General features: G+C 60.0%; 16 protein-coding genes. 6 read left to right on the plus strand and 10 right to left on the minus strand.

Features of this window, described 5'->3' with window-relative positions; all coding sequences use genetic code 11:
- The first annotated feature begins 27 nt into the window (after positions 1 to 27).
- From BMZ35_RS09810 to BMZ35_RS09825, 4 genes are all read left to right on the plus strand, one after another.
- Positions 28 to 1,962: an AAA family ATPase gene (locus BMZ35_RS09810; protein ID WP_093093473.1), complete on the plus strand. Its 1,935-nt coding sequence runs from the start codon at positions 28 to 30 to the stop codon at positions 1,960 to 1,962.
- 120 nt (positions 1,963 to 2,082) lie between these two features.
- Positions 2,083 to 3,426, plus strand: a complete 1,344-nt coding sequence (locus tag BMZ35_RS09815; protein ID WP_093093475.1) for a DUF6638 family protein — start codon at positions 2,083 to 2,085, stop codon at positions 3,424 to 3,426.
- A gap of 3 nt (positions 3,427 to 3,429) precedes the next feature.
- A complete protein-coding gene (locus BMZ35_RS09820; RefSeq protein ID WP_093093477.1) occupies positions 3,430 to 3,714 on the plus strand; it encodes a hypothetical protein in 285 nt (94 codons plus the stop codon).
- 14 nt (positions 3,715 to 3,728) lie between these two features.
- On the plus strand, positions 3,729 to 4,382 hold the full coding sequence (locus tag BMZ35_RS09825; RefSeq protein WP_093093479.1) for a DUF1523 family protein: 654 nt from the start codon (positions 3,729 to 3,731) through the stop codon (positions 4,380 to 4,382).
- Positions 4,383 to 4,419: 37 nt separating this feature from the next.
- On the opposite strand, the gene BMZ35_RS09830 is transcribed toward BMZ35_RS09825, so the two are convergent.
- The 4 genes from BMZ35_RS09830 to BMZ35_RS09845 form a co-directional block, all read right to left on the minus strand.
- Positions 4,420 to 5,292 carry a dimethyl sulfoxide reductase anchor subunit family protein gene (locus BMZ35_RS09830; protein ID WP_093093481.1) on the minus strand — a complete coding sequence of 291 codons (873 nt, stop codon included), beginning with the start codon at positions 5,290 to 5,292 and terminating at the stop codon, positions 4,420 to 4,422.
- Positions 5,292 to 6,053, minus strand: coding sequence for a 4Fe-4S dicluster domain-containing protein (locus BMZ35_RS09835; RefSeq protein WP_093093483.1), 762 nt, complete (start codon positions 6,051 to 6,053; stop codon positions 5,292 to 5,294). The genes BMZ35_RS09830 and BMZ35_RS09835 overlap by 1 nt, the downstream gene beginning before the upstream one ends.
- A 130-nt stretch (positions 6,054 to 6,183) precedes the next feature.
- The gene (locus BMZ35_RS09840; RefSeq protein ID WP_093093485.1) at positions 6,184 to 8,994 is read right to left on the minus strand and encodes a molybdopterin oxidoreductase family protein; all 2,811 of its coding nucleotides are present in this window, start codon (positions 8,992 to 8,994) and stop codon (positions 6,184 to 6,186) included.
- A 65-nt stretch (positions 8,995 to 9,059) separates the two neighbouring features.
- The gene (locus BMZ35_RS09845) at positions 9,060 to 10,193 is read right to left on the minus strand and encodes a citrate/2-methylcitrate synthase (protein ID WP_093093885.1); all 1,134 of its coding nucleotides are present in this window, start codon (positions 10,191 to 10,193) and stop codon (positions 9,060 to 9,062) included.
- A 33-nt stretch (positions 10,194 to 10,226) separates the two neighbouring features.
- Here BMZ35_RS09845 and BMZ35_RS09850 point away from each other — a divergent pair, with 33 nt between their 5' ends.
- Positions 10,227 to 11,078, plus strand: a complete 852-nt coding sequence (locus tag BMZ35_RS09850; protein ID WP_093093487.1) for a phosphate acyltransferase — start codon at positions 10,227 to 10,229, stop codon at positions 11,076 to 11,078.
- A gap of 75 nt (positions 11,079 to 11,153) precedes the next feature.
- On the opposite strand, the gene xsc is transcribed toward BMZ35_RS09850, so the two are convergent.
- From xsc to BMZ35_RS09870, 4 genes are all read right to left on the minus strand, one after another.
- Positions 11,154 to 12,929: a sulfoacetaldehyde acetyltransferase gene (gene xsc / locus BMZ35_RS09855; protein WP_093093488.1), complete on the minus strand. Its 1,776-nt coding sequence runs from the start codon at positions 12,927 to 12,929 to the stop codon at positions 11,154 to 11,156.
- A gap of 101 nt (positions 12,930 to 13,030) precedes the next feature.
- On the minus strand, positions 13,031 to 14,488 hold the full coding sequence (gene pdxR / locus BMZ35_RS09860) for a MocR-like pyridoxine biosynthesis transcription factor PdxR (protein WP_093093490.1): 1,458 nt from the start codon (positions 14,486 to 14,488) through the stop codon (positions 13,031 to 13,033).
- Positions 14,489 to 14,647: 159 nt separating this feature from the next.
- Positions 14,648 to 16,048 carry an aminotransferase family protein gene (locus tag BMZ35_RS09865; protein WP_093093492.1) on the minus strand — a complete coding sequence of 467 codons (1,401 nt, stop codon included), beginning with the start codon at positions 16,046 to 16,048 and terminating at the stop codon, positions 14,648 to 14,650.
- A 250-nt stretch (positions 16,049 to 16,298) separates the two neighbouring features.
- The gene (locus tag BMZ35_RS09870; RefSeq protein WP_093093494.1) at positions 16,299 to 17,726 is read right to left on the minus strand and encodes an aldehyde dehydrogenase family protein; all 1,428 of its coding nucleotides are present in this window, start codon (positions 17,724 to 17,726) and stop codon (positions 16,299 to 16,301) included.
- Positions 17,727 to 17,994: 268 nt separating this feature from the next.
- On the opposite strand from BMZ35_RS09870, the gene BMZ35_RS09875 reads away from it, so the two are divergent.
- Positions 17,995 to 18,648 (plus strand): peroxiredoxin, encoded by a 654-nt coding sequence (locus tag BMZ35_RS09875; protein WP_093093496.1) that lies wholly within the window; start codon positions 17,995 to 17,997, stop codon positions 18,646 to 18,648.
- Positions 18,649 to 18,654: 6 nt separating this feature from the next.
- Here the strand turns inward: BMZ35_RS09875 and BMZ35_RS09880 are convergent, their stop codons facing one another.
- Together BMZ35_RS09880 and pnp are read right to left on the minus strand one after the other, a co-directional pair.
- Positions 18,655 to 19,473: an ORF6N domain-containing protein gene (locus tag BMZ35_RS09880; protein WP_341350628.1), complete on the minus strand. Its 819-nt coding sequence runs from the start codon at positions 19,471 to 19,473 to the stop codon at positions 18,655 to 18,657.
- 93 nt (positions 19,474 to 19,566) lie between these two features.
- On the minus strand, positions 19,567 to 21,717 hold the full coding sequence (gene pnp, locus BMZ35_RS09885) for a polyribonucleotide nucleotidyltransferase (protein ID WP_093093500.1): 2,151 nt from the start codon (positions 21,715 to 21,717) through the stop codon (positions 19,567 to 19,569).
- Between the last annotated feature and the right edge of the window lie 277 nt (positions 21,718 to 21,994).

Genomic DNA, 21,994 nt, shown 5'->3' on the forward strand with positions numbered 1-21,994 from the left:
GGCAAAATGAAGAGTGGGGTTTGAGAGATGAGCTTGACAGCCGACCAGATGGAGCTGCGCGAAGAGGACGTTCGCAAGCATTACGATGCTGCGGTAGCTTTGCTTGACGGGTTTGACCACACGCCCCGCATTGCCAAAGGGAAGAATGCACCAACGCCGGAGCGCTCTGCCGGACTAGGGACACGGCGCCGGTTTCGAAGCACCACGCCGGGATTGGTGACACGTTCGACCGCGCGCCCGGAAGGGGTTCATTTGGTGGAGCGGGTGGAATCCGTCGATGGGGACGATCCGCTGATTTCGCCCCTTCAGGCCAACGCCCTGCATGATCTGCGCCGCGCCGTGGCGATTGCGTTGGCGATCGGCGAGACGTTTTCAGAAGCGTCCGGACTTGGTGATCTAAAGCGGGACAATCTGGCGGGATCCCTTGGGGCGGATCGCAAGGTGGAGTTTTCCGAGTTGCTTACCGCCGAGGCGTTGGCCGTTTTGCACGTGTTTGCCAACGCTACAGCGTTCTTGCTCGCGCCCCATGTCGGGGAGGTTTCGATTGAGGTTGGCGAGGTGCAGGAAGTTTTGACCGACAACGCGCAACTGGCCCTTCATGGCGCGTTGTGGGAGTTAGATCAGGACATTGCCGCGTTGGTGAGCGAAGAAGTACGTCTTGTTCCCTGCATTTGCGCCTTTGCGGAACAGTTGATGGAAAAGGTGGCGCTGCGGGCGCAGACTGCGGGACGGCTTGCTGCGTTTGCCAATGCCAGCTGGCGGGTCGAGGCGGACGACCTGACGATCAACGGCTTTTCGCCGGCGAGGGCGGCCAAGGGGTCGACCCTGACCATGACATTCAAGAAGCCCAACGAGGTGGTGGGCAACCATATCGCCAAGTATCAGGCGATGCGGCTTTCCAAGATGCTGATGGCCTATGATTTCGACCGAAAGCTGAACCCATTTGCCGAGCTGGGCGGGTTCATCTTTACCTTCATGGGGGATGGCAAGCCGGGCACGGGGAAGACGACGCTGATCCAGATGATGGCCGGGCTGATCAACGAGTATTGTCAGGTGGCAGGCTATCCGTTCCGCTATCAGAACCTCAGCACCGACAATATCGACAGCTATCAGGGCAAGTCGGGGCAGAATGCCAAGGCGTTCATCAACAATATCATCGATCCGATGGTGATCGGTTTTGGTACGATTGATGACATCGACCAGCTGGCGGGTAAGCGCGGTGACCGGCAGTCATCGGCAGGGCAGCTGGAGATCACAGCGGTGCTGATGGAGAGCTTTGCCGGCGCCAATACGGTGGTGCGGGGGAGTTGCACCTTTGGCATGTTCTCGAACTACCCTGAGAACGTGGACGATGCGTTGCGTCAAAGGGCCGGGGCGCGGTTCCTTGTGGACGGGCCGCAGACGCGGGAGGATTACATCGACATCCTTGCGTTGTTGATGGGCAAAAACCACGACATCCCGCTTGGGGATCATGAACTGTTCGAGGCGCAGGCGATCCAGAAGGCGGTGGCCGCGTCGTTTGAAAGCCATTCACGCCCGCATGAAGAGGGACTGTTGAACGTGTTCGACCGGGTGCATGACCAGATCGGCGAACTGGACACGATTGCCAAGCTGGGCACCTACCTGAAGGCGATCCAGCAGGCGGATGAGCGGTTTACGGGCCGTGCGATCAAGAACATCACCGATGCGGTCAAAGTGCGGGCGATGGATTTCGAACTGCCTGACGAATGGATGGAAGACCCGGAATTGTTCCTGTTCCAGCCCTATGAGCGCAAGAAGGACATGATTTCCGCGCTGCGGGTGCCGATCACGGTGGAGATGGTGATTCAGGAGATCAACCGATATGCCGATTCAGAGTTCCGCTATGCCGACAAGTCGGACGAGGTGGCGATTGAGGCGATGGTGCGGGACTTCGGGCGTCAGGAAGAGGCGAAGCGGCGGTATTTGGAGGGGAAGGGGTGAGGTTGAGTGTCTTGTGTCCCAAGCTTTTTCCGGGATCTCGCCAAAATAACGCAGAGGCCCCGGGCCATTTCCGGTGCGGGATGATCGCGGTTAGAAACACCCGGTCTGGTGGAGGTACATATGCACCGACTGATTAAACGCGGCCTCATGTTTGGCAACCTGATCGAGGTGGCCTCGCCTGTTTTGGTCGAGCGTTACAACCGTGCGCTGAAGCATCTGACGGGGAAGGTCACGGGCCTTACGGATTTCCATATCGATATCTCAGGTTATTCCCCGGAGATCGGGGATGAGTTGGGGGATCACCTTTATCTCAACCACAACGGGGTCAATCGGCAGTTCATCCTGCTCACGACCGAGCAGAAATCTGCGCCGCTCTTGAATGCCAAGTTCTCGACCAGCCGGGGTATTCTCAAGCAGTTTATCACCGAGAACGAGCCACAGCTTTTTGCCCTTACCGCGCGGGATGCGGTGGCAGGGGAGTTGGTGAACTCGGTGTTTTCCGTCTCGGATCCAAAGCGCCTCTTCGATATTCGCAAGGTCGAGATCGAGGCGGACACGACCCAAGGCACGCTGCGCGATGCGGACGAGCTGGCCGGGATGGTGGATCGGTTCAAGGGCGAAGAGGATGCTTGGTTTGACGATGTGCTGATCGCGGACATGATCACCTTGGCCAAACGCACGGGCGATGTGACGCGCAATCCGGTGCGGCTCAAGCATATGGTGTTCCAGCAGGACAATTTCTGGACCGCACATTTTGGCGGGCTTTACGTCTTTCGCGGCCTCGCACATCCGGCGGTGATTGCGCGCGGGGACAAGGACGCGCTGGGCAAGTTGCCGATTAAGTATATGTTTGATTTCCGGGACCGGAACCAGATCGCGAAGTTTTTCGAATACAACGCGTTGGTTGAACCCATCGTTAAGGCGCGCGGCATTGATGCGAGCGCCATACTGCGGCAGAAAATGGACTTTATCGTTGTTGACGCGGCGCAGGAGGCTGGGGTGGACCTGACCGGGGCGACGCGGCGGGATATTCGCGCGCTGGCGCGAAACCACGCAGAGCAGCTACCGCCCGAATACCACGGGCTTCGGGCGTTGGTGAACTGGGCAGAAAGCGACGGGCCATGGCCCAAGATCAACAGCGACCATCCGGCCTATTTCTACAGCCTGCGCGCTGCGGATACGCCGGACAAGGATCTGGTCAATATGCTGCTCGCAGAGCTTGCGCCCAAGGATGTGCGGCAGCTGTTCATCTGTCACAAGGAGTCGTTCTATGGGGCCTATGCGACGTGGAGTGAGACCAAGAAGTCTTATGTGGCCGATTTTCTGGATCGGGAGTATCAGGTGGACAAGGCCGGTGCGCGCGCCGCTCTTTTCGGGCATGATGCGCCGATGGAAGAACCGGTCTCGGCCGCGCGCGATGATCTTATTGCGCGCGTCGGTCCCTGGGGCGCGGTGAGGAGGTAGGCCATGTTTGCATTGCTGAGATTGATGGCGGTTGGATTTGTCGTTCTCACGGTGGTCTATATCTGCCTGTCGCTGTATTCGCGCAGCGTGCGGCGGGGCAAGCTGGAAGCCGAATGGGATACGACCCATGGCACCGGTGATCGCGAAGAAACGCCCGAGCGGGACGCGTTTATCGAAGAGGGATTGCAGGATTATGACGGGTCCTTGCGTCGTAAATTGATCTGGGGGGTTTATATCATCCCCATGACGCTGGTAACGGCGCTGATCTATTTCATGAATTTCCACTAAGGAGGACCACTGGGATGGTCTATGTCAAATGGGGTTTCTGGGGGCTGTTCTGGCTGCTGGTGGCGGCGTTCTTTCACTATACGCTGCCGCAGCACGATATTGCCCGGATCACGGATACCTATGAAAAGCGGATTGATTTCGGAGAGAACTCGATTTTCTGGGCGCAGCCGGATGCGAGCAATGCGACAGGCGGTGCAAACCGGGATGTGTTTTTCATTCAGACCAAGCGCCCGAATGGCAAGGTGATGGTTTATCGCAACGAGGATACCTCGGCCGGGTGGCCGCCCTATTTCAAGTTTGACACCTCTAACCTTCAGGCGGAAGCGGCGGATTTGAAATCCACGAGCGACAACCCGCGCTGGGTGGCGATCAAGCATTATGGCTGGCGCAACGAGTTCCTGTCGATCTATCCGAATGCGGTTGGGGTGAAGCCCGTCGAAAGCCCGGATGTGCGGATCATTCCATGGCTCAACATCATTATCCTGACCATATTTTTCGCAATCGTATGGGCGGTCTGGGTGCGCTGGCGCCGGTTCCGTGCGGCGCGAATTGATCCGGTTCTGGAGGATATGGGTGACAGCCTTGAGGCCGCGGGTGATAGCCTTGCCGAAAAGAGGGGGCGCGTTTCGCGCTGGTTGGATACTTGGCGCAGCAAGCCACGCAACTGATTGGAAAGAAGGAAAACGGGCCTCGCGGCCCGTTTTTTTATCGCATCCCGTAGTAGAGGCCGACGGTGTGTTCGGCTTCGGCGAAGAACAGCCAGCGGCAGACGGCGACGCCTGCGATGTGACAGAGCACAGCGAGTGCGGCGAGCCAATGGCTGAAGGACAGGGCCAGCAGGAGAACCGGCAGGACGATCATCAGCACAAAGCCGATGATGCGCAGCTTCTGGGCGTGTTTGCGGCCAATCACGAAGATGAATTCGCGCATCAGGTAGTTTGGTGACGTGTGAGGCGGGGCAAGCGAGCGCACCGTGCCGCGATCGCCCAAGCCTGTGGCGGTTCCAAGATCTGTGCCGCTTTGCGCAAAGGCGCGGTCGCCGCGCATCCACCACGCCAGTTGCACGAGGCCCGCCAGGAGCAGAAGTGACAGTCCCAGCGTGACCCGTCCTGACAAAAGCGCGCCGCCAGCCAGAGAGAGGCTCAGGAACAGGGCGGGGGTCAGTGGCGAGTTCCACCGGGGGATCGTGGCAAGTTGGGTGTAAATCATCGAGGTCGTGAAGACGGTTCCAAGCGAAAGCAAGGCGCCGATCCAACCCAAGGGGGCGAGGTGCACCCCCGCAAAGACGAGAGCAGCGGCGTAGACGGCCATGACAAGCAGGGCGGCGACCGCACAGATGCCTTCGCGGCTGAGCCAGCTTGTGCGCCACTGGCTGAGCGCGCGCCAAGCGCGTTCGGGGCGGCCCAAGTGAAAGGTCGAAGCCAGTAGCCCGCCCACCGAAAGCGCATAGGCGATGACAAAAAACGCGAAAGCCACCATGCCGGTCGGTGGCGTTGAATCAAGACCCAGCCAGAAGAGCAGACCAAAGCCTAACCCGGAAAGGGTTGTGAAAATGATAACGGACGGGGCGGGATGCATCAGGCGGACCCTCCGGGCAGTTTATCAAGGGCCTTGTCGAGCCAGCTCAGGAAGCCGGAGGGCTCTTTTGCAACCGGGGTGAGGAGCGGAGCGAGCAAGCTCTCATCGTCCCAACGGTCCTTTGCACGGGGCGGCAGATACTTGTTGACAGGGGCCGTTCCAAGCTCTGGCATCAGGTCGATTCCACCCCTTTTTTCAACGAGTTGCGACACGGCGCTATTTGGATCGGCAAAGTCGCCAAAGTGGCGGGCGCCTGCGGGGCAGGTTCGTACGCAGGCGGGCTCTCGGTCTTCTTCGGGCAGGTTTTCATTGTAGATGCGATCCACGCAGAGTGTGCATTTCTTCATCACGCCCTCTGCCTGATCCAGTTCGCGCGCGCCATAAGGGCAGGCCCATGCACAGAGGCCACAGCCGATGCAGTGATCCTCGTTGACGAGCACGATGCCGTCCTCGCTGCGCTTGTAGCTGGCCCCGGTGGGGCAGACCGTGACGCATGGGGCATTTTCGCAATGTAAACAAGACTTTGGGAAGTGGATGGTTTGTGCCGGGCCGGTGTCGGGCTGCACTTCGTAGCTGTGGATACGGTTCAGGAACGTACCCATGGGTTCGTCGCCATAGGGGCGTTGATCCGAGAGGGGCGCACCATAGTTTTCCGTGTTCCAGCCTTTGCAGGAGATCACGCAGGCGTGGCAGCCGACGCAAGTATCAAGGTCGATCACAAGGCCGAGTTTGCGGGTGGTTTGGGCAGGAAGATCGGTCATTTTTGCGGTTCGGTATTGCGTCGGTATAACGTCGGTATTGCGTCGGTATTGGCGGGGATGGGGGCGCTGCCCCCGTCGCCTTGGGCGACTCCCCCGGAGTATTTTTGGCAAAATGAAGAGGTGGGTTGCGTCATGCGCCGACCTTCCATTTGAGTGTTGTTGGTCCGGTGGGCACAGGCGACTTGATTGGATCGAAAGCAGGTTGGGCCTCGGCTGGGGCGGCGACCTTTTCGATGCGGACGCGCAGGTCGAACCATGCGGCCTGTCCGGTGATGGGATCGGAGTTGGCCCAGCGTAGCCCGTCGCCCTTGGCGGGCAGAAGCTCGTGGATCAGGTGGTTGAGCAGGAAGCCTTCGCGGGCTTCGGGGGCGTCTTCGGAGAGCGCCCATGTACCCTTGCGCTTGCCGATGGCGTTCCATGTCCAGATGGTGTTTTCATTCAGCGCCGCCTGATGGGCGACGGGGACCGTGATTTCGCCATGAGCCGAGGTCACGCGGGCCCAGTCGCCTTCCTTGAACCCGTGTTGCTGCCAGAGCTTGGTGGGCAGGTAGAGCGGGTTCTTGCCATGCAGTTGGCGCAGCCATGCGTTTTGAGTGCCCCAGCTGTGATACATGGCCATCGGGCGTTGGGTCAGAGCGTGGATCGCGAACTGGTCGGTGTCGACGAGGGTTTGCTCGAACGGTTCGTACCAGATCGGGAGAGGGTCCATGACCTGTTTCAGGCGGTCGCGCAGGTGGTCTGGCGGCTGTTGGTCGCCATGGCCTTCGGCGGCGCGTTGGAATTTGCGCATGGGTTCGACGTAGAGCTGGAACAGGAAGGGCTGGGGCGCGTCGAAGAGGCCGATTTTGACCGCCCAGTCCTGATAGTCCATGTTCCACGGTTTCATGTATTGGGCGTTGTCGGGGATGTGTTCAACGAAGAAGCCGCCGTTTTCGATGTAGCGGTCAAGCTGGTCCGGGTTGACGGACCCGCGCCCGGCCTGATCACCATCCTCGCCCCGCCAGCCTGCGAGGGGGCCGATTCCGGGGCGGCGTTCGTGGGTGACGATGTAGTCGGCGTAGTCCTTCCATTTCGGGCTGCCGTCTTCGTTCAGAAAACCGGGCAAGCCGATGCGGGCGCCCAGTTCGATCAGCACGGATTGGAAGCCGCGCACGTCTCGGTCGGGTTCCACCACCGGCCAGCGGATCGCGTCGGCGGCGGCGTCGGCCTCGCAGATCGGGCGGTCCAGCAACGAGATGCAATCGTGGCGTTCAAGATAGGTTGTGTCGGGCAGGATCAGGTCGGCATAGGCGACCATCTCGGAACTGTAGGCATCCGAATAGATGATACGCGGGATGCGATAACCGCCATCGTCGTTGCGGTCGGTCAGCATCTCAATCACGCCCGAAGTGTTCATGGTCGAGTTCCACGCCATGTTGGCCATGTACATGAACAGCGTATCGATCGGGTAGGGATCCTGGGCATGAGCGTTTGAGATGACCATGTGCATCAACCCGTGCACGGACATTGGGTTTTCCCATGAGAACGCCTTGTCGATGCGGGTGGGTTTGCCCTTTTCGTCAAGCTGCAGATCTTCGGGACCGCGCGGGAAGCCAAGATGTGGACCTGCCAGCGGGCGGCCGGGGCGGCCCTGGCCATGGGGCGTTGGGTGGGCTTCGACCGGTTTGGGGTAGGGCGGTTTGAAGCGGAAGCCGCCGGGCACTTCGACACTGCCTAGCAGGATTTGCAGCACGTGCAGGGCGCGGCAGGTCTGAAACCCGTTGGAATGGGCCGAGATGCCGCGCATGGCGTGGAAGCTGACCGGGCGGCCCGTCATGGTCTTGTGGCTCTCGCCCCGGAAATCGGTCCATTCGAGGTCCAGTTCGAAGGCTTCGTCAAAGGCGACGCGCGCAAGGTCTGCGGCGATGGCGCGGATACGGTCGGCGGGAACGCCGCAGCGGTCGGCGACCGCGTCGGGGCTGTAGTCCGGTGAGAGGTAGCGGTCTGCCATGTGGGCCATGACGGTGCGGTGGGTGACGCCCGCGTGGCGGTAGGTGGCCGAGAGGTCGGGGCGCACGCCTTTCTGATCGAAGGGTGTTGGTTTTTTGGTGATGCGGTCGATGACCAGTTGTTTGCCGTCTTCGTCGCGCAGCAAGAGGCCGGTTTCGCCATCCACCAAAACAGGTGCGTTTGTGTATTGGGCGAGATAATGCAGGTCGATCTTGCCCGCGCGCATCAGTTCATGGACCAGCGCGAGGATAAACAGACCATCAGTGCCGGGGGTGATGCCGACCCAGTCGTCGGCCACCGCGTTATAACCTGTGCGGATTGGGTTGACGCCAATGACACGGGCGCCCCGTTCCTTGAGCTTGCCCAACCCCATCTTGATCGGGTTGGAGTCGTGGTCTTCCGCGACGCCAAACAGCATGAAGAGCTTGGTGCGATCCCAGTCGGGCTGACCAAACTCCCAAAAGGCGCCGCCCATCGTGTAGATGCCCGCAGCGGCCATGTTGACCGAGCAGAAGCCACCATGCGCCGCATAATTCGGAGTACCGAAATGCTGTGCCCAGAAAGACGTGAAGCTTTGGCTCTGGTCGCGGCCCGTGAAGAAGGCCAGCTTGTGCGGGGCGGTTTCGTGGATTTCGGTCAGCCAGCCGACGGCGGTGTTCATTGCCTCTTCCCACGAGATTTCGCGGAACTCGCCGGACCCGCGCGGCCCGGTGCGCAGGAGCGGTTTGCGAAGGCGTGAAGGGGCGTTGTGCTGCATGATGCCCGCCGATCCCTTGGCGCAGAGCACGCCCTTGTTGACGGGATGGTCGCGGTTGCCCTCGATATAGGCGACTTTTCCATCCTTCATGTGCACGTTGATCCCGCAGCGGCAGGCACACATGTAGCAGGTGGTCTGGCGGATTTCGTCAGAGACCTTGGGGGATGTGTCGATGCGGTGCTGTGGGGCGGACATGGGGGCCTCGGGGTTGTTTGGAACAGAGTGGCGTAATGGGGAGGGATTGCCAGAAGTTTTTCCGCCTAACGGTCGGAAATCGGGACAAAGCTGCGCATCTCGGGGCCGTTATAGAGCGTCAGCGGGCGGATCAAGATGTTGCTGCGTTGCTGTTCGATGCATTGCACGATCCAGCCCGGCATCCGGCCAATGGCAAAGATCGGGACATACAGGTCCATTGGAATGCCGTGGAGCTGGTAGATGACGCCCGAATAGAAATCCACGTTCACGTTCAGGCCATGTCGGGCATAGGGCTTCATCGCCTCAACCACGGCTTGCAGGATTTCATACCACTCGGGCGCGCCCATCTCTTCGCCGAGTTTTTGCACACCGTCGCGCATGTGACGGGCGCGGGGATCTTCGGCGCGATAGACGCGGTGACCGAAGCCGGTGACGGCCTCGCGCGCTTTGCGCTTGGCTTTGACGTAGTCGGCGGCCTTGTCCGGTGTGCCGATCTCGTGCACCATTTTCATAACGTCTTCGGCGGCGCCGCCATGCGCCGGGCCTGCAAGCGTCGAGAGGGCCGTGACGATGGCGCCGTGCAGGTTGGCTTCGGTGCCGATGGTGACGCGGGCGGCGAAGGTCGACGCATTGGCGCCGTGTTCTGCATGAAGGATGAAATCCACATCGGCAAGGCGGGCTGCGTCATCCGAAGGCTTCTCGCCCTTGAGCATCCAGAGCCAATTGGCGGCGTGGCTGAGGGTTGGGTCCGCAGGCACGGGCGCGCGCCCGTTGCGGATGTTTTCGTGCGCGGCGATGATCATGGGCACCTGGCTTGTCAGGCGGATGCCGTTGGCGATGAATGCGTCTTCGCCTGTGTTCCGGCTGTCGGGTTCGAGTGCGGCGAGGGCAGAGACGGCGGTACGCAGGACATTCATCGGATGTCCGTCAGCCGTGGCGCGGATGATTTCGAAAATCGGTTCGGGAAGGGTGCGTGCAGCTTTGAGCGCGGCGTCAAAGGTGGCGAGTTCGTCGGTGTTGGGCAGGTCGCCGTGGATCAGGAGAAAGCAGACTTCTTCGAAAGTGGCCTGGGTTGCAAGATCGTGAATCGAGTATCCCCGATAGGAAAGCTCTCCCTTGGTACCGTCTATGTGACTCACCCCGGAGCGTTCGAAATAGATGCCCTTCAGTCCGCGGTTGATTTTGACTGTGTCGGTCATCATTGTCTCCTGACATCGAAAGAGGGGGTGGACATGTCAGCACTGGAAGCGGCGAGGGAGCGGGTGAGAAACCGCGTGTCCCGGGTGGTGATGCCTGAGATGGAGGACGACCGCATTGTCCATGCCGCAGCACGGTTGAAAGGGGACAGGCTTTGCGAGGTTGTGCCGCTGGCTGACGCAGTGGAGCCATATGTTGAAACGCTGGTCCAGGCGCGAGGCATGAAAGAAGGGATCGCCCGGCGCATGCTGACCCGGCCGCTGTACCGGGCGGCAGCGATGGTGGCAAAGGGCGAAGCGGATGCGATGGTTGCCGGGGCAGTGTCGCCGACAAAAGCCGTGATCGAGGCAGCGTCGATTGGGATCGGCCTCGAAGAGGGTGTCGGCCTGCCGTCGTCGTTTTTTCTCATGCGGTTCCCGGATGGGCGCGAGCTGATCTTTGCGGATTGCGGATTGAATGTCGCGCCGGATGCGGAGGGGTTGGCCGCGATTGCACGCGCTTCGCAGCGCAGCGGTAAGGCCCTTCTGGGAGACGCTCGTGTGGCGCTTTTGTCGTTTTCCACGGATCGTTCCGGCGTAGGAGAAAGTGTGGATCGTGTGCGCGAGGCCGCCGAGCTGTCTGGCTTTGTCGGCCCGGTGCAGGGAGACGCCGCGCTCAACCCGCGTGTGGCCGAGAAAAAGGGCATGGGAGACGGACGGGCCAACGTATTGGTTTTTCCATCGCTGGATGCTGGCAATATTGCGTACAAGCTGGCGCAGGAACTGGCCGGGGCACAGGCTTTGGGGCCTATCCTGCAGGGGTTTCGCCACCCGGTCTGCGATCTGAGCCGTGGCGTGCGCGTTGACGATATCGTGGACGCCACCGTGGTGACATTGGCGCTAGGGTAGCGACGAGGGGCAAGAATCCTGGAAAATTCTTGCCGAAATTCTATCGAGAATTCTGCCCCCCGACTTGATTCCACGTCAGCCTACCTGTTGGGGGCGCATGTCCGCCGGGTCGATCCCGGCCACCTCGACAGGTTTCTTCATCGCGTCGCGGCGGAAAGGCTCCCCGAGTTCCTGGTTGATCAAAGCTTCGATCAGCGTCGTGATGCCGTTTTTCTGATCTTCGATGGCTTGCGCCAGCGCGGCAGTGAGTTCATCCATGGTCCGCGCCACCACGCCTTTGAGCCCACAGGCCTTGGCTATGCCTGCGTAGGACACCTGTGTGTCGAGTTCGGTGCCGACGAAGTTGTCGTCATACCACAGGGTCGAGTTGCGCTTTTCCGCGCCCCACTGGTAGTTGCGGAACACGATCTGGGTGATCGCCGGCCACTCTTCGCGCCCGATGGCCGTGAGTTCGGTCACGGCGATGCCAAAAGCACCGTCGCCCGAGAAGCCGACAACCGGCGTGTCGGGGCAACCGATCTTGGCACCGACGACGGACGGCAAGCCATAGCCGCAGGGGCCAAAGAGGCCGGGGGCGAGGTATTTGCGCCCCTGTTCAAAGGACGGGTAGGCGTTGCCAATGGCGCAGTTGTTGCCAATGTCGGAAGAAATGATCGCTTCGCGCGGAAGCGCCGATTGAATGGCGCGCCATGCCATGCGGGGGCTCATCCAGTCGGGTTTCGAAGCGCGGGCACGTTCATTCCATGTGGTGCCGGGATCGTCGTCTTCGTGGTCCATCGAGCTGAGCTGCTGGGCCCATGCCGACTTGGTGGTCGAAATGAGGTCTTCACGCGCTTTGCGTCCGTCGTCGCCCGCGCCGTCAGACAGTTTTTCCAGAATGGAAGTCGCGACCTGTTTCGCATCGCCGACGATGCCGACGGTCACGGGTTTGGTAAGCCCGATGCGGTCGGGATTGATGTCGACCTGGATCAGTTTCGCGTTGGTTGGCCAATAGTCGATGCCATAGCCGGGCAGGGTCGAGAACGGATTGAGGCGGGTACCAAGGGCCAGCACCACGTCGGCCTTGGAGATCAGCTCCATCGCGGCCTTCGAGCCGTTATAGCCTAGCGGTCCAGCGTGAAGCGGGTGGGAACCAGGGAAGGCGTCGTTGTGCTGATACCCACAGCAGACCGGTGCCGAAAGCCGCTCGGCCAAAGCCATGGAGGCGGGGATCGCGCCGCCGATCACCACGCCCGCGCCGTTGAGTATCACGGGGAACTTGGCATTGGACAGAAGCGCTGCGGCCTGATCCAGCGCGTCTTCGCCGCCGGAGGGGCGTTCAAAGTCAACGATGGCGGGCATGTTGATGTCGACCACCTGAGTGAAATAATCACGCGGCACGTTGATTTGGGCAGGGGCCGAGTTGCGCTTGGCCTGCAAGATCACGCGGTTCAGGACTTCGGCCATGCGCGAGGGGTCACGGACCTCTTCCTGATAGCAGACGCAATCGGCAAAGGCGCGCATCTGCTCCATTTCCTGGAAGCCGCCTTGGCCCATGGTCTTGTTGGCGGCCTGCGGTGTGACCAGCAATAACGGCGTGTGGTTCCAATAGGCGGTTTTCACGGCGGTCACGAAGTTGGTGATGCCGGGGCCATTCTGCGCGATCATCATCGACATCTTGCCGCTGGCACGGGTGTAGCCATCGGCCATCATGCCGCCTGAGCCTTCGTGCGCGCAGTCCCAGAAGGTGATGCCGGCCTTGGGGAAAATGTCGGAAATCGGCATGAAGGCCGATCCGATAATGCCGAAGGCATGTTCGATTCCGTGCATTTGGAGCGTTTTTACAAACGCCTCTTCGGTGGTCATTTTCATGTGAATCACTCCTGTTGCGCCCACGGGCGTTTTGCAGTGAAATTACGGGTGGGACCCCGCGTCAGATAGGGCCAGTTTCCAGATCCGGTTAAGGCCAATCCCTAAGAGCGAAATGCTTCTGCGATCCGCGCCACGCCGTCCGGGATGCGCGTTGCAGGGATCGAAGAGTAGCCAAGGCGATAGAAATTGGTTGGCTGGTCGGGGCCATGAAAGAAATGATGGCCAGGTTCTATCAGGACGCTTTGTGCCCGCAGCTGCGTAGCGATGTCGTCGGTGTTGGATCCATCGGGTGCCTGCATCCAGAAGGACGACCCGCCGAACACGCCTTTGCCCGATACTCGGAGACCATGGGCGTCGATTGCGGTTTGCATCACGGCGCGGCGTTGTTTGAGCGCTTCGCGAATGCGGCGGATCAGGGCGTCGTAGTGGCCGAGTGACAGAAAATAGGCTGCCGTGCGCTGGATATGTCCGGGGGGGTGGCGCAGGACGCTTGCCCGAAGGGCGCGGGCCTCACGGATAAAGCTTTCCGACCCGACGAGATAACCAAGGCGCAAACCGGGGAAAAGGGATTTCGAGAAGCTGCCGACATAGATCACCCGTCCGTCGGTATCCAGCGATTTGAGCGCCGGAGAAGGGGCGTCGAGAAAGGACATTTCGAATTCATAGTCGTCTTCGACGATCAGCGCGTCTATGTCGCGTGCGCGTTCCAAAAGAGCGTGGCGGCGGGCCATGGGCATGGTGGCGGTGGTCGGGCATTGGTGGCTGGGGGTTGTGAAAATGACGTCGGACTCGTCGGGAATCGCATCCGGGCGCAGCCCGTCGCGATCCACGGGGACGGGGGTGACGTGGCAACGGGATTGTTCAAGAATTTCCCGAAGGGCGTAGTAGCAGGGGTCTTCGATCGCGGCGACTCGGCGTTGGGTCAGGAGGATCTGGGCCGCAATCCAAAGCGCATTCTGTGCGCCAAGCGTGATCAGGATTTCCTCGGGGCGGGCGATGATACCACGCCGGGGCAGGGTGTTGCGGGCGATAAATTCGACAAGGCGGGGGTCGTCCTGATCGTAATAATCGGCGGTGAGGGCCGAAAAATCCTTTTGACCCAACGCCTGCAGAGCGCAGAGGCGCCAGTTCGAATGATCAAAGAGAGATGGGTCGGTCTGGCCATAGACAAACGGATATCGATAACTGGCCCAGTCATGGGGCTTGTTCATCATGTTGCCGCCGGTGAAGCGGCGCCCGATGGCGCGGGTCCAGTCGACCGTTTCTTCGCCCTTCTGGGGCGGTGTAAAGCTGGGCGGAACGGGCGCGTTGTTTGACACGAAATATCCCGACCGCCCGCGCGACGTCAGGTAGTCGTTTGCGAGGAGTTCGGTATAGGCCAACGTAACGGTGATGCGGCTGACGCCGAGGTGGCTGGCAAGGCGGCGGCTTGAGGGCAGTTTTTCGCCTTTGCGGAAACGTCCCGAAAGAATGCCTTCCGCAATCATCTGCTGAATCTGGGCCTGAAGTGTGCCCTGATTGTCGGGGGAAAGAAAAAAGGTTTCGACCGAAATCGCCATGACGCGCAGGCTACACTGGACTTAGTTGGGGCGCAAACTGGACTTTTCCATCGACGTTTTGCGAGCCTGAGAGGCGGGAAAGGCGCGCGGCCCGCCCCCGTGAAGAGGCCGGGCCGCGCGGGTCGTGCCCCGAAGGGCACAACCGGAACATCGGTTAGGTCAGCCGAACACCTTTGTCAGGGCTTTGTCGACAGCGTCCGTGATGGCGTCGATATCTTCGGCTGTCGCAATCAGGGCGGGCGAGAAGCACAGCACATTGTTGCGGTCCGGGATAGAGCGGTTGGCCGCGCCGATGATCACGCCCTGTGCGCCACAGTCGCCAACGACCGCGACCACATCTTTCTCGTCGACGGGTTCTTTGGTGTCACGGTCCTTGACCAGTTCGACGCCGAGGAAAAGCCCCTTGCCGCGCACATCACCAATCACTTCATGTTTTTCCATGAGTGCCTGAAGGTTGCCAAGCATGCGCTCGCCCATGACGGTGCAATTCTCCAGCAGCCCTTCTTCTTCGATGATCGCCATGTTTTCGAGCGCCGCCGACGGGCCGCCGGTGCAGCCGCCAAAGGTCGAGATGTCGCGGAAATGGTCAAGCTTGTCCGAAGGATCGGTCTTGAACATCTCGAAGACCTCTTCGGTAGTCACCATGCAGGCAATGGCGGCATAGCCCGAGGCGACGCCCTTGGCCATGGTCACGAAATCGGGCTTGATCCCGTAATGCTGATAGCCGAACCAGTGCGTGCCGGTACGCCCGATGCCACAGACGACTTCGTCGATGTGCAGCAGGATGTCATACTGTTTGCAGATTTCCTGAACCCGCTCCCAGTAGCCTTCGGGCGGAGTGATCACGCCGCCACCAGCGGTGACCGGCTCAAGGCAGAGCGCGCCGACGGTTTCGGGGCCTTCGCGCAGGATTACCTCTTCAATCAGGTTTGCAGCAGCGATGCCGAAGTCGCGGCCCGAAAGATGGCCGAGCCCGAGCTCTTCCTTGCGGTATTCCATGCAGTGCGGCACGCGCACGAAGCCCGGCGCGAGGGGGCCATACTGTTTGACGCGCTCGTCCTGACCGCCGGCCGACATGGTCGCCAGCGTGCCGCCGTGATAGTCGCGGTCGCGGAACAGGATTTTGTGTTTCTTGCCGCCGTATTTTTTGTGCGCGATCTGGCGCACCATCTTGAACGCCTTCTCGTTCGCTTCCGAGCCGGAGTTCGTGTAGTAGACGCGGCTCATGCCCGGCATCTTTTCGATCAGTTTCTCAGCGAAAATCGCGCCGGGGATCGAGCCTGCAGCCTGCGCAAAATAGCACATCTTCATCAGCTGTGCGTGCACGGCATTGGCAATGCGTTCGCGGCCATAGCCGACATTCACGGTCCAGACCGCACCGGATACGGCGTCGATGTATTCCTTGCCGTACTGGTCCCAGACGCGCATGCCCTTGCCTTCGATAATGATGCGCGGATCGCTGGTTTCAAAGGGTTTGTGCTGGACCAAGTGATGCCAGACATGCGCCTTGTCGGCGGCGACGACTCGGGAAAGATCGTTTTCGTTCAAAGTGCCGTCCATGGCGGAACCTCCTCGGGATGGCGATGTTTGATGGGGGTCGACGCAAAGGCAAAGACTCGCGTCGAAACTTGATCATATTCTCACTGGATTTTTGCTTTGGGAAGTAGGTCCAGTGGGATTTCAATATAAGTCCAATGTTGGCAGGGCTCGCGGTGCGCCGCGAGCGGTGTCGGACCGGGGATCTCAGGCCCGGAAAAAGAAACGCCGAGGCCCATGACCCCGGCGCTTCCAGATGTGGTTGTCGCGTGGCTCAGCCCATGGGCACGCCGGAAATCGCTTTGGTTTCGCAGAACTCTTCCAGTCCCCATTCGCCGCCTTCGCGGCCGTTGCCCGACTGTTTGTATCCGCCAAATGGCGATCCCTGAACGCGGCCGACACCGTTGGTTTCGACCATGCCCGAACGCACCTTGCGGGCCATGCGAAGGCGTTTGTCGTCATCCTGTGTCTGGATGTAATTGGTCAGGCCATAGACGGTGTCATTGGCCATGGCGACGGCCTCTTCCTCGGTGTCGAACGGGGTGATCGCCAGCACCGGGCCAAAAATTTCTTCGCGATAGATCGTCATGTCCGGAGTCACATCGGCAAAGACTGTCGGGCGCACGTAGTAGCCCTTGTTCATGCCTTCGGGACGCCCCAGGCCACCGGCGAGGAGGGTCGCACCTTCCTTAATGCCGATTTCGATCAGGCCTTGGATCTTGTTGAATTGAAGTTCCGACACGACCGGGCCGATATGGCGGCCGCTTTCAGTGGTCGGGCCAACCTGCGTGGCTTCGGCGGTTGCCTTGGCCTCGGCCACGGCGTCGTCATAGCGCGACCGTTCCACGAGCATACGGGTCGGGGCGTTACAGGATTGCCCGGTGTTCTGCATGCAGTGGATCACACCGCGTTTGACGGCCTTTTCGTCAGCGTCGGCAAAGATCACGTTCGCGCCCTTGCCGCCAAGTTCGAGGCTGACGCGCTTGAGCGTATCGGCGGCTGCCTTGGAAATCGCGATTCCGGCGCGGGTCGAGCCTGTGAAGCTCACCATGTCCACGTCCGGATGAGACGACAGCTGCGAGCCGACTCCGACACCGTCGCCGTTGACGAGGTTGAACACGCCCGGCGGGAAACCTGCCTCGTCCACCATCTCGGCAAACAACAAAGAAGACAGCGGAGAAATCTCCGACGGCTTGAGAACCATGGTACAGCCCACCGCCATCGCTGGGATCGCCTTGAGGAACACCTGATTCATGGGCCAGTTCCAAGGGGTGATCAGCGCGCAAACCCCGATGGGTTCCTTGCGGATGCGATCGGCGCCCATCTTCTTTTCAAACTCGAACTCTTTCAGTGCTTCGAGGAAACCGGCCAGATGCCAGCTCCCGGCGCCCCATTGGTTGTTGCGCGCAAGGTCAATCGGCGCGCCCATTTCCATGCGCATCGCCTCGGCCATCTCATCGCGGCGGGCGTTGTAAATGTCGCCCAGCTTCTTGATCAGCGCCGCGCGTTCTTCAACGGGTGTTTCTGCCCATCCGTCAAAGGCGGCGCGCGCTGCGGCAACGGCGGCGTCGGTATCGGCCTGATCGCCCAGCGAAATCACGGCGCAGGTTTCTTCGGTGGCCGGGTCGATGACGGCAAGGTCGTTGGGGGTCGCGGGGTCGACCCACTGACCGTTGATATAGAATTGGCGTTTCTCGATCATGGTACTCTCCCTGAGAATCTGTACGCACTTTGTCAGCGCGAAGTTGCTGTCACAAGCACATGTCGCGTGACGTCACGAATAATTTGATCAAATTATTTGGCAAACGTAAAGAGGGGGATTGTATTAGACCGTTTCCCCGGGGAAAGGAGGTCCTTGGCCAAAGTCACGACTTCTGGACCATTTTTTGTGTGGCGACCACTTTGTATTCGCGCCGCAGGGCTTATGTGCTGAAGAAGGCAAGATATTTGGACCAGAAAGGGAGAAACCGATGGGTCTTCGAATTAATGACATTGTTCCCAATTTCACAGCAGAAACAGATCAGGGCGCGATCACGTTCCATGACTGGATTGGCGACAGCTGGGCGATCCTGTTTTCGCACCCCAAGGATTTCACCCCCGTTTGTACTACCGAATTCGGCGCCGTGGCGCAGCTGGCCGATGAATGGGCCAAGCGCAACACCAAGGTGATTGGTCTCAGCGTGGATGGCGTCGAAGAACACAAGCAGTGGAAGAGCGACATTGAAACCTTTGGCGGCGCAAGCGCAGGGTTCCCGATCATTGCGGACCAGGGGCTTGAGGTGTCCAAGGCATTCGATATGTTGCAAGCCGACTACTACCTGTCAGAAAACCCCACACCGGCAGACAGCCAGACCGTGCGGTCCGTTTTCATCATTGGCCCGGACAAACAACTCAAGCTGAGCATGACCTATCCGATGAACGTCGGGCGCAACTTCGCCGAAGTTCTGCGCGCATTGGATGGACTTCAAACCGCCGCGCGCGAAGGTGTGGCTACGCCTGCGAACTGGACGCCCGGTGCGGATGTCGTGATTCCGACTGCCGTGTCGGATGAGGATGCCAAGGCGAAATTCGGTGACTACACCACGCATTTCCCCTATCTGCGGATGACCAAGCTGCCCGAGTGACCTGTTTCAGCTGGGCGGCTTGTCCAGCCTGCGCAGTGTTGCCACAAACTCCTCGAGCGTGCCCACTTCGCGGGCACGCTCGTATTCTGCCATGAACAACAAATCCCTGATGAGGGCCAATCGCTCGGCATCACGGGTTTCGGCGCGCATACGCCGGATTTCTTCTTCGATCCGCTCCGCCTCGGCAAGACGTTTGCGTAACTCGGCCGCCTCGGTGGCGGTTTTGATCGAAGGCCGCTTGGCAAATGCATGCAGGGCCTCAAACCCTTCCTCTCGAAAGGCGCGCACCTCGGTCATGACCGCATCGCGTTGGGCCTGATTGAGCGTGACGTTTGCCAGCCGGTCGATATAGCCGCCGACCTTTTCGCTGAGGGCCGGGGGCAGGGCTTGTTGTTGCAAGGCTGGCAAGTCCGGTACGGGATCCGGCATCGGGTGGTTCTGGGTGTCCTTCAATTGCCGTTGCAGCGCAACGAAGCTTCGTACGACCTGTTTTGTCACCGCCACGGCGCGCTCGGTTTTGAGAACCGTGGCGCACATGATTACACCTTCTTCGGTATAGACTGTTGGCGGCACGCGCCGCTTTGGATCGATATTTGCGGTCACGTTTTGTGACCGCAACGCCTCGGTCTCTTGTTCGGTCACTTGAAAGGCGTAGCTCTCGGGAAACTTGTCCGCATTTCGGGCGAGGGTCGCCTGATTGAGGCGTCCGGTCTTGGTTCCGAAAAGCGCAGCGACATCGCTGTCCAGCATCACGAGCTTGTTCCTGACTTGATAGATCGGGGGCGCGGGGGAGGTTTTGGGCAAATTTGGTCCTGTAATTTGCAATCACAAAATGTGATTGCAGCCTATCGCGACGCGTGCCACGAAAAAAGCCCCGGTGTTTCCACCGGGGCTTGGAACTGAAAAGCAAACTGAGGATCAGTCCTCGTTCTTTTCCTTTTTCTCACGCGGCTGCTGAGGAATTTCCTCGCCGGTTTCCTGGTCGACAACTTTCATCGACAGACGCACCTTGCCACGGTCGTCAAAGCCCAGAAGCTTGACCTTCACTTCCTGGCCTTCCTTCAGAACGTCCGAAGGATGGTTCAGGCGGCGGTTTTCGATCTGGGACACGTGTACCAGACCGTCGCGCTTGCCAAAGAAGTTCACGAAGGCGCCGAAATCGACGATCTTCACGACCTTGCCGGTATAAACGGCGCCTTCCTCGGGCTCTGCCACGATCGCGTGGATCATGTCATAGGCCTTTTGGATCGAGTCACCGTTGGGCGATGCAATCTTGATGACGCCATCGTCGTTGATGTCGACTTTGGCGCCCGACACTTCGACGATTTCGCGGATCACTTTACCGCCCGAGCCGATCACTTCGCGGATCTTGTCGGTCGGGATGTTCATGGTCTCGATGCGCGGTGCGTGGATCGAGAATTCCGCAGCACCGGTCAGCGCCTTGTTCATCTCGCCCAGGATGTGCATCCGGCCGTCCTTGGCTTGCGCCAGGGCTTTTTCCATGATCTCGGGCGTGATGCCTGCGACCTTGATGTCCATCTGCAGCGAGGTGATGCCGTTTTCGGTCCCTGCCACTTTGAAGTCCATGTCGCCAAGGTGGTCTTCGTCACCCAGGATGTCGGTCAGGATCGCGTAGTCACCGCTGTCTTCAAGGATCAGGCCCATGGCCACACCGGCAACAGCCGATTTCAACGGAACGCCCGCATCCATCATCGACAGCGAGCCACCGCAGACCGATGCCATCGACGACGAGCCGTTGGATTCGGTGATTTCCGAGACAACACGTACGGTGTAGGGGAAGTCGGTTGCGGCGGGCAGAACGGCCTGAAGCGCGCGCCATGCCAGTTTGCCGTGACCGATCTCACGACGGCCCGGAGGGCCCACGCGACCAGCTTCACCAACCGAGTAGGGCGGGAAGTTGTAGTGCAGCAGGAAGTTCGAGCGGAAGTTGCCGTGCAGCGCGTCGATGATCTGTTCATCGTCGCCGGTACCCAGCGTGGTCACGACCAAGCCTTGGGTTTCACCACGGGTGAACAGAGCAGACCCGTGGGTCCGCGGCAGAAGGCCGGTTTCGCAAACGATGTCGCGAACTTCGTCGGTTTTACGGCCGTCGATCCGGGTGCCGGTTTTCACAACGTCACCGCGCAGGATGCCGGCTTCGAGCTTTTTCAGGGCCGAGCCAAGGTTGGCGTCTTCCAGTTGCTCTTCTGTGAGGGCTTCCTTGATTGCGTCGCGCGCGGCGGCAACAGCGGTGGTGCGCTCTTGCTTGTCCGAGATGGCAAAGGCGGCACGCATCTGCTCTTCACCGGCAGCTTTAACGGCTTCGTAAAGTTCCGAGTAGTCCGGTGCCTGGAAGTCGAACGGCTCTTTCGCGGCATCTTCGGCAAGCGAAATGATCAGGTCGATGACCGGCTGGATCTGTTCGTGCGCAAAGGTCACGGCACCCAGCATTTCGGCTTCGGTCAGCTCGTACGCTTCCGATTCCACCATCATCACGGCGTCCTTGGTGCCTGCCACAACCAGATCAAGGCGCTGATCGGGGTTGTTGCGCAGGTCCTGCATGTCGTCGACGGTCGGATTCAGGATGTATTCACCGTCTTCAAAACCAACGCGTGCACCCGCGATCGGGCCCATGAACGGTGCACCCGAGATGGTCAGTGCGGCCGAGGCAGCGATCATGGCGACGATGTCGGGGTCGTTGACGAGGTCGTGGCTCAACACGGTGCACATCACCAGAACTTCGTTCTTGAAGCCGGGGACAAACAGCGGGCGGATCGGACGGTCGATCAGGCGTGCGGTCAGCGTCTCTTTTTCGGTCGGACGCGCTTCACGCTTGAAGAAACCACCGGGCACTTTACCGGCGGCATAGTATTTTTCCTGGTAGTGAACGGTCAGCGGAAAGAAGTCCTGACCGGGCTTGGGTGACTTTGCAAAAGTCACGGCGGCCATGACCGAGGTCTCGCCCAGAGTGGCGATCACACAGCCGTCGGCCTGACGGGCAACCTTGCCCGTTTCCAGTGTGAGCGTTTCCTCGCCCCACTGCATGGTTTTCGTCGTTACATCAAACATCAGTTTTTCCTAGTTGGGAGCGCTCCCAGGCGTATCCCGGGTCTCCCGTTTCAATGGCGGCCCCATTGCCGCCGACCCCTTTTCATCCTTCTTCCGAGTGCCAAGGGTCAGGGCACACCGTCTCAGATGCAGGGGCCATATCTGAAAACAGGGGATTTGGAAACAACGATTTTTGAACGGTTTCGTGAGCAGATAAGGATGAAACCGCGTTGTGATCGCGAGGCGGCAACAGATTGTTTACAGCCGAGGAATGGATTTTTGGCAAAAATGCGGCAAT

Origin of the sequence: Shimia aestuarii (genome assembly GCF_900114635.1) — a bacterium.
GTDB lineage: Bacteria > Pseudomonadota > Alphaproteobacteria > Rhodobacterales > Rhodobacteraceae > Shimia > Shimia aestuarii.